This window comes from Vibrio chanodichtyis (assembly GCF_028863985.1).
Lineage (GTDB): Bacteria > Pseudomonadota > Gammaproteobacteria > Enterobacterales > Vibrionaceae > Vibrio > Vibrio chanodichtyis.
Map to the genome: position 1 here is coordinate 1 of NZ_JARBFT010000023.1, position 6142 is coordinate 6142.

Annotated in this window: 9 protein-coding genes and 1 pseudogene; 2 read left to right on the forward strand and 8 right to left on the reverse strand. The window is 41.3% G+C overall.

The features are described from left to right. Window positions 1–189 precede the first annotated feature (189 nt). The 5 genes and pseudogenes from PUN32_RS13550 to PUN32_RS13575 all read right to left on the reverse strand — a co-directional run bounded on the left by PUN32_RS13550 (window position 190) and on the right by PUN32_RS13575 (window position 3381). Entirely contained in the window at window positions 190–795 is a 606-nt protein-coding gene (locus tag PUN32_RS13550; RefSeq protein ID WP_220285353.1) for a DUF922 domain-containing protein, read from the reverse strand. Window positions 796–1063: 268 nt separating this feature from the next. Further along, window positions 1064–1297, reverse strand: a complete 234-nt coding sequence (locus PUN32_RS13555) for a DUF3709 domain-containing protein (protein ID WP_114777024.1) — start codon at window positions 1295–1297, stop codon at window positions 1064–1066. A gap of 379 nt (window positions 1298–1676) precedes the next feature. Beyond that, window positions 1677–1958, reverse strand: coding sequence for a DUF1289 domain-containing protein (locus PUN32_RS13560; protein WP_142579570.1), 282 nt, complete (start codon window positions 1956–1958; stop codon window positions 1677–1679). A 179-nt stretch (window positions 1959–2137) separates the two neighbouring features. Then, window positions 2138–2312 (reverse strand): annotated as a pseudogene (locus PUN32_RS14060) (DUF645 family protein). A gap of 307 nt (window positions 2313–2619) precedes the next feature. Then, the gene (locus PUN32_RS13575; protein WP_274723678.1) at window positions 2620–3381 is read right to left on the reverse strand and encodes a DUF4145 domain-containing protein; all 762 of its coding nucleotides are present in this window, start codon (window positions 3379–3381) and stop codon (window positions 2620–2622) included. A gap of 197 nt (window positions 3382–3578) precedes the next feature. Here PUN32_RS13575 and PUN32_RS13580 point away from each other — a divergent pair, with 197 nt between their 5' ends. Together PUN32_RS13580 and PUN32_RS13585 are read left to right on the forward strand one after the other, a co-directional pair. Next, window positions 3579–3827, forward strand: coding sequence for a type II toxin-antitoxin system Phd/YefM family antitoxin (locus PUN32_RS13580; protein ID WP_274723679.1), 249 nt, complete (start codon window positions 3579–3581; stop codon window positions 3825–3827). Further along, window positions 3817–4107: a type II toxin-antitoxin system RelE family toxin gene (locus PUN32_RS13585; protein ID WP_274723680.1), complete on the forward strand. Its 291-nt coding sequence runs from the start codon at window positions 3817–3819 to the stop codon at window positions 4105–4107. Before PUN32_RS13580 ends, PUN32_RS13585 begins: the two co-directional genes overlap by 11 nt. Window positions 4108–4242: 135 nt before the next feature. Here PUN32_RS13585 and PUN32_RS13595 read toward each other — a convergent pair whose 3' ends face one another. From PUN32_RS13595 to PUN32_RS13605, 3 genes are all read right to left on the reverse strand, one after another. Beyond that, window positions 4243–4584 (reverse strand): GFA family protein, encoded by a 342-nt coding sequence (locus tag PUN32_RS13595; RefSeq protein ID WP_274723681.1) that lies wholly within the window; start codon window positions 4582–4584, stop codon window positions 4243–4245. Window positions 4585–4731: 147 nt separating this feature from the next. Continuing rightward, window positions 4732–5088 carry a DUF6404 family protein gene (locus PUN32_RS13600; protein ID WP_274723682.1) on the reverse strand — a complete coding sequence of 119 codons (357 nt, stop codon included), beginning with the start codon at window positions 5086–5088 and terminating at the stop codon, window positions 4732–4734. Window positions 5089–5202: 114 nt separating this feature from the next. Further along, window positions 5203–5943: an HNH endonuclease gene (locus PUN32_RS13605; RefSeq protein WP_274723683.1), complete on the reverse strand. Its 741-nt coding sequence runs from the start codon at window positions 5941–5943 to the stop codon at window positions 5203–5205. Between the last annotated feature and the right edge of the window lie 199 nt (window positions 5944–6142).

Genomic DNA, 6142 nt, shown 5'->3' on the forward strand with positions numbered 1-6142 from the left:
TATCCACGTTTTGCTCTTCCATACTCAATCGACACTGCTCTGCATTGCTCATGTGATCCCGTCGTGACCTAACGCCCGCCTAAGGGGCTGACAACGCATTACCACTAAACTAAAACACAACAACTGCAACCACCGCGGCTCATTGGGACTGGAAACGCCGCGCGTTGACAGTCCCTCTTGAGGCGTTTGTTATATGCGTGGTGGAATAGGCTCAATTGGAATTTTACACATATCTAAATAGTTTTCTTCACCGAACGGTGACTCCGCCAGTTCTATTTTTCCATGAGAGGTATAAACATCAAACAAAGCATTATTTTCCTCGAACTCACTTTCCAGTTTAGTTACCTTTTGATTTGCTATGCTGCACTCACCATTTTGACCTTCTTTAAAAGTTAAAAATGCTTCGTGCATAAATTTAGCAACAAGAGCGCAGTGAACTTGTTCATGCCGATAAAGTTGCTCAAGGTAAGTACGGAACTCCTCCGACACCTCCTTCGATGTACTTAATGAGTCAATTTGGGGGAGAGTGTACTTAACGCCTAAGTTAAATTCGTAAATTTCACAAGTATCATCATTGGTATAAAAATCATATTTCCAAGATGTGTAGGCATCAAAACCCTTAGCTTCCAGAACATTAGGTTTGTTGGCATCAAATGAAAGGTTGACTTCATCTACATTTGCTCCGCCAACAAGATAAATCTCTATTTGTTTTTGAAAGGGAAAACCAAGGTCGCTACTAGCAAAAACCGGCCCCACAAATATCAGATATGTAGCTACTAATAAGACTTTACTCATATTTCCTTCGAAGCATATAACGCCCGCCTAAGGGGCTGGCAACGCACTACCACTAAACTCAAACACAACAACTGCAACCACCGCGGCTCAATGGGACTGGAAACGCCACGCGTTGACAGTCCCTCTTGAGGCGTTTGTTATGCTTAAGCTTCAACACTTTACATTTGAACCAAACCAATAATAACCCACTGAAATCATTGGCCAAACTTCGAGTTTCTTGAATTTGAACTGGCTCATTTTTTACCTATGAACTGACCAATGCAGGCTTTCATTTAGCAACTAGGCCAATGTGGAAACCCTCTCCGACAAACCAATTCACCACGCATGAGCACAACAACTCAATGAGGCAATGACACTGAAATTTACAGCGACAGACACATTGCCGTTTCATTAGGCAGCGCAAAACAATATTCAATTGCCGACAGACTTTAAGCCTGTAAGTAAAGGCACCAAATTGCTCAAAGCGACTTGAGAGAACAAAACTCACCTCGCATGGACTCAAAAAACCAATGAGGCAATCACTCAGAAATTACAGCGCCAGACACATTGCAGCTTCATTAGGCAGCGAAAACAATATTGAATTGCCGACAAAACCAGAACGAAATGCCAAAGGAATTGACAATCACAACCTGCTGATTTTTATGGATTAAGCATAACGCCCGCCTAAGGGGCTGACAACGCACAACACTAAACTCAAACACAACAACCGTAACCCCCGCGGCTCATTGGGACTGGAAACGCCACGCGTTGACAGTCCCTCTTGAGGCGTTTGTTATGTGTGTGTTTCTGATGCCCACCCTTCCATTTAAAGGGGTAGCGAAAGGCATTTATGCCAAACAGCATTCGATAAAAAGCCATCATATACACAAGACTAAGATGCTTCATATCGATATATTTCGGCTCTGAACTCTAGCTAAGCTATTGATTAATATCTCTTGTTTTTCGCTATTTGTTACACTACTCCAACGACATATCTCATCAATAGTCCTACCACAACCTATGCAGATATCTTTGTCATCTAAACAACAATGACGAACACAAGGACTTTTATATGAACAAGTTTCAATTGGTTCAGCTCTTTTAACTTTTTGATTTTCAGACATAGTGCACCTCACGTCTGAATTATAAGCGCAGAGCTGTGAAAATTTTTCAGAAAAACACATAACGCCCGCCTAAGGGGCTGACAACGCATTAACACTAAACTCAAACACAACAACCGTAACCACTTCGGCTCAATGGGACTGGAAACGCTACGCGTTGACAGTCCCTCTTGAGGCGTTTGTTAGCTTCGTAGCCCATTGTTTACCAATGACTTTTTAAACACATTTGCTTGAAATGCATTTTACGCAAAAGCATCACTCAAACACACGTCCAACGCCAAAAGCTGTGAAGTGAGCTGCCAAAAATTGCAGCGTTCAAGGTTAAGTTGGCCGGCCACTTACCGCATTTCCGACAAAGAAGCACGATTTCAGCGACGATGCTGCTTTTTGTGAAACCAAGCTGCCAGTGTTGAACATCCAACAACATTGAAGCATCGAGACTTGTTGGCTTTCAGCGGCTTTGAAACCGCGGAACTTCCAACACTTTCTACCAAATCAGCATCTAGCAAAATTCAAATGCCAAATTGTGCAATTTGAACACTAAAAGCTGAATTTTCACAGCAAATGAGCTTAGATTTTGATGATTTTAGCCTTTAAGAAGCTAACGCTCGCTTAAGTGGTGAGCAACGCAATGCAATGTTTCTGCACACCACCTTAATCACTAAAATCGACGCATAGTGAAAATGCCACGCGTTGCGAATCCGTCTTAAAGCGTTTGTTAAGTTTATTTTTTCGGTCGTACTTCTTGCTCATTGGGGTTGTAGAAGAAATTGATATTATTCACCGAAAAATCAAGCTCCTTAGGTAATTCAACACCGAGGTAGATTTGTTCTAGCACAGCACCAAAAACCATGATTGCTTGGTATGTTGTATGCTGAAAAACGCCTTCTGCACTATGACTCGACTCATTACCTAACCACTTAATTGCTTCTAAAGCCTGAATACATTTACGATGGACTTTCCCTAATTTTTTACACTGCTCCAATCTTTCTTGTAGTGGAATCGGCTTAGGGTAGCCTTTCTTACTTAGAACTGGGACATCATTTTTTGTTCGATACGGCTCAATACCTAATTGTGTCAGTAGTTCTTCAACTGCAACTCTAAGCTTGTTTCCACATGAAGCCTGTTCTACCCAAAATAATGAAAAAGCAAGTTCAAGTAGCATTCTTATCTTATATGGGTATTTAGGATCCAATGTAAAAAAGTTAGGTGCCGGATTAACGTAAGTCGGTGTAAACAACATTTCATACCCACCTTCATAATCTGAGTAAAATTCCCCCGACATTACTAAGATGCCAACATCCTTACATTCTTTGTTGTTGCACTGCAGATCAGAGCGAAGAACTGCTCTAGTGTCGCCGCCAGTTCGAGCATCTGCAATTTGACGACAACTAAAGTTACCATTCGGGGTCATATCTCCGATATTACATGAAGGACACTTAAACGCCGGAATTTGCTCTTCCGAATAAAGAATACCCTGTTTCAATAGATTACCTCCATAAACTTAACGCCCGCCTAAGGGGCTGGTAACGCAACAACCAAACTTAACGCATAACAAATTAATCACAAGGCCCAAAGCATCACAAAAATGTCGAGCGTTAACAGTCCCTCTTGAGGCGTTTGTTAAACTGCTGTTCCATGGCTATAATGACCTCATTAAAGACCAATTAAAGGATCTATATAATGACCACTAGAATCTTGGCTGATGTGGCTGCAAGTATTACTGAATTTAAAGCAAATCCCATGAAAGTTGCAACAAGTGCTTATGGCGCTCCAGTTGCTGTGCTTAATCGAAATGAGCCTGCTTTCTACTGCGTTCCTGCAACTACGTATGAAATCATGATGGATAAACTCGACGATCTTGAGTTACTTGCTATTACTAAAGAACGTTTAAGTGAAGAAAGCGTACAGGTCAACATCTATGACTTATAAACTTGAATTCAAAAAGACCGCATTGAAGGAATGGAAAAAGTTAGCCGTACCTCTTCAGCAACAATTCAAAAGAAAACTACTCGAACGTCTTGAAAATCCACACGTTCTGTCAGCCAAGCTGTCTGGCGCAGAAAACATTTATAAAATAAAGCTACGCCAATCTGGTTATCGCTTAGTCTACCAAGTCGAAAACGACATCATCGTTGTCACCGTATTGGCCGTTGGTAAGCGAGAACGTAGCGAAGTTTACAACAAAGCGCTGCAACGATTGGATGACTGATTGCAGTTTAACGCCCGCCTAAGGGGCTGGCAACGCACAGCCCAACTTAGCGCATAACAAATTAATCACAAAACCTACCGCATAACAAAAATGCTGCGCGTTGACAGTCCCTCTTGAGGCGTTTGTTGGGCAATTTTAATACACTGCACCATTGATTTTTCTAACTGGAATGGAAGAAAGAACTTCATTTTCTGCCATCCGCATATTCACCGCGAATATTCTTGAATCACATTTAGGTGTTGTTATGTAGTGCGTCATACAACCACATATGTCACATCTATGGAATTCAACGTTTTTATCTCCCCAACAGTAAAATTTCGACTTCTCTTTTGTATAAGCCACTGAAACTTGGTCGGGGGTGTAATATGCCCACATTGCTGCATAACGTCGGCAGATCGAACAATTACATTCGCCCACTTCTTTTGGCAACTGAGCCAGTTTTAAGTGGATATTTCCACAATGACATGTCACTTCCATATGCTGCCCCAATAAAATTGCCTAACGCCCGCCTAAGGGGCTGGCAACGCTCCAACCAACTTAACGCATAACAAATTAACCACAAAAATCACCGCATACAAAAAATGCTACGCGTTGACAGTCCCTCTTGAGGCGTTTGTTATGGCGCTATTCCAAACCATTTGCCTTAAGCCAACTATCAAAATCAGTGAATCCATGCTTCCTACGAACTCTTACAACTTCAACAGCAAGGAATAGGCCAGTAAGCAGACCAAAAAGCAAAGAACCATAAACCTGAGAAATCGTGAATCCTTGAAACTGCCATACAAATAACCACATAAATCCACCCCAAAAACCTGCGCCAATTACAGATTGGAGAGCAAATAGCTTTAGTGGGTTTTCAAATATCCTCGGCTTCATATCCAAATGAGCCAACTTATGAAATAGATATGGGTATGGCTTAATTAAACGAGCACTAATGCCCTTTTCAATCAATAGTGTTCGAACAAATTCCATTTTATCCATGATCGCTCCTATATGATGCTTTGCGCCATAACGCCGCATTAAGGTGTGAGCAACGCTGCCACCAAACCCAAACATTGCACCGTAAACACGAAACCTAACCTTGAACTGAAAATGCTAAGCGTTGGGAATCACTCTTAAATGCTTTGTTAAGTGCCCTTTCAACTCTTCAGGTTTCATTGCCGGCTTGGTTTTGTGTAACATTGCATGACAATTTGGACATACTGGTACGAGATCGGATTCTACGTTCAAACTATACTCAGAACCAATTTCCGATAAGTCAATGAGGTGATGGATATGAATAAAACCAGTACCTAAAGAACCATACGTTCCTTCAAAATTAAAATCACAAACAATACAGTTAACACCATGTACAACTATTGCTTTTTGCCTCGCGCTCGCGCTTCGCTCGTATTTGTTTACGTATGTTTTTTTTACTTTACCTTCGATGAACTCAACTTCGTCAGGGTATACTGAATAAGCGTTTGACTGAACATTATATTTAGTTTTCATGTCTGCAATAACTTTCTCAATCAAAGCTCTACGCCCTTTTCCTAAAGAGTTGTAGTAATTGACATGATGCACTGTAGCCTGCAACGCAAGTTCAAATCGGTATGAACCATAATCTTTATAAATTGACTCAAGAAAATATACCGTAGAATACTTATTCATTGCTCTAGTGTGTCCTACACCTTTCATTAAGCTTCTAAAAATATTGATGTAAATCCTCGCAGAGCCGTCAGACATTAGCCCCTTGTCAGACGCTTCTTTAGCTGCTGACACCAAAGTTTGCTTTGACTCATATACGTTCTTTGATGCGTCGTAAATGAAATGAACGCTAGATTCTGAAATTTTCATAAACTCTTCATTCCTTGAATATCAACCAGTTCCCACATTGCTCTGGGCACTTAACGCCCGATTAAGCAGTGAGCAACGCCTAAACCAACTCAACGCATCACAATGTTCATCACTGTCGTTCACGCATCACGCCAATGCCGCGCGTTGTGAATCTGTCTTGAATCGCTTGTTAGGTCACGACCAAATGGGTAAAAAGTCT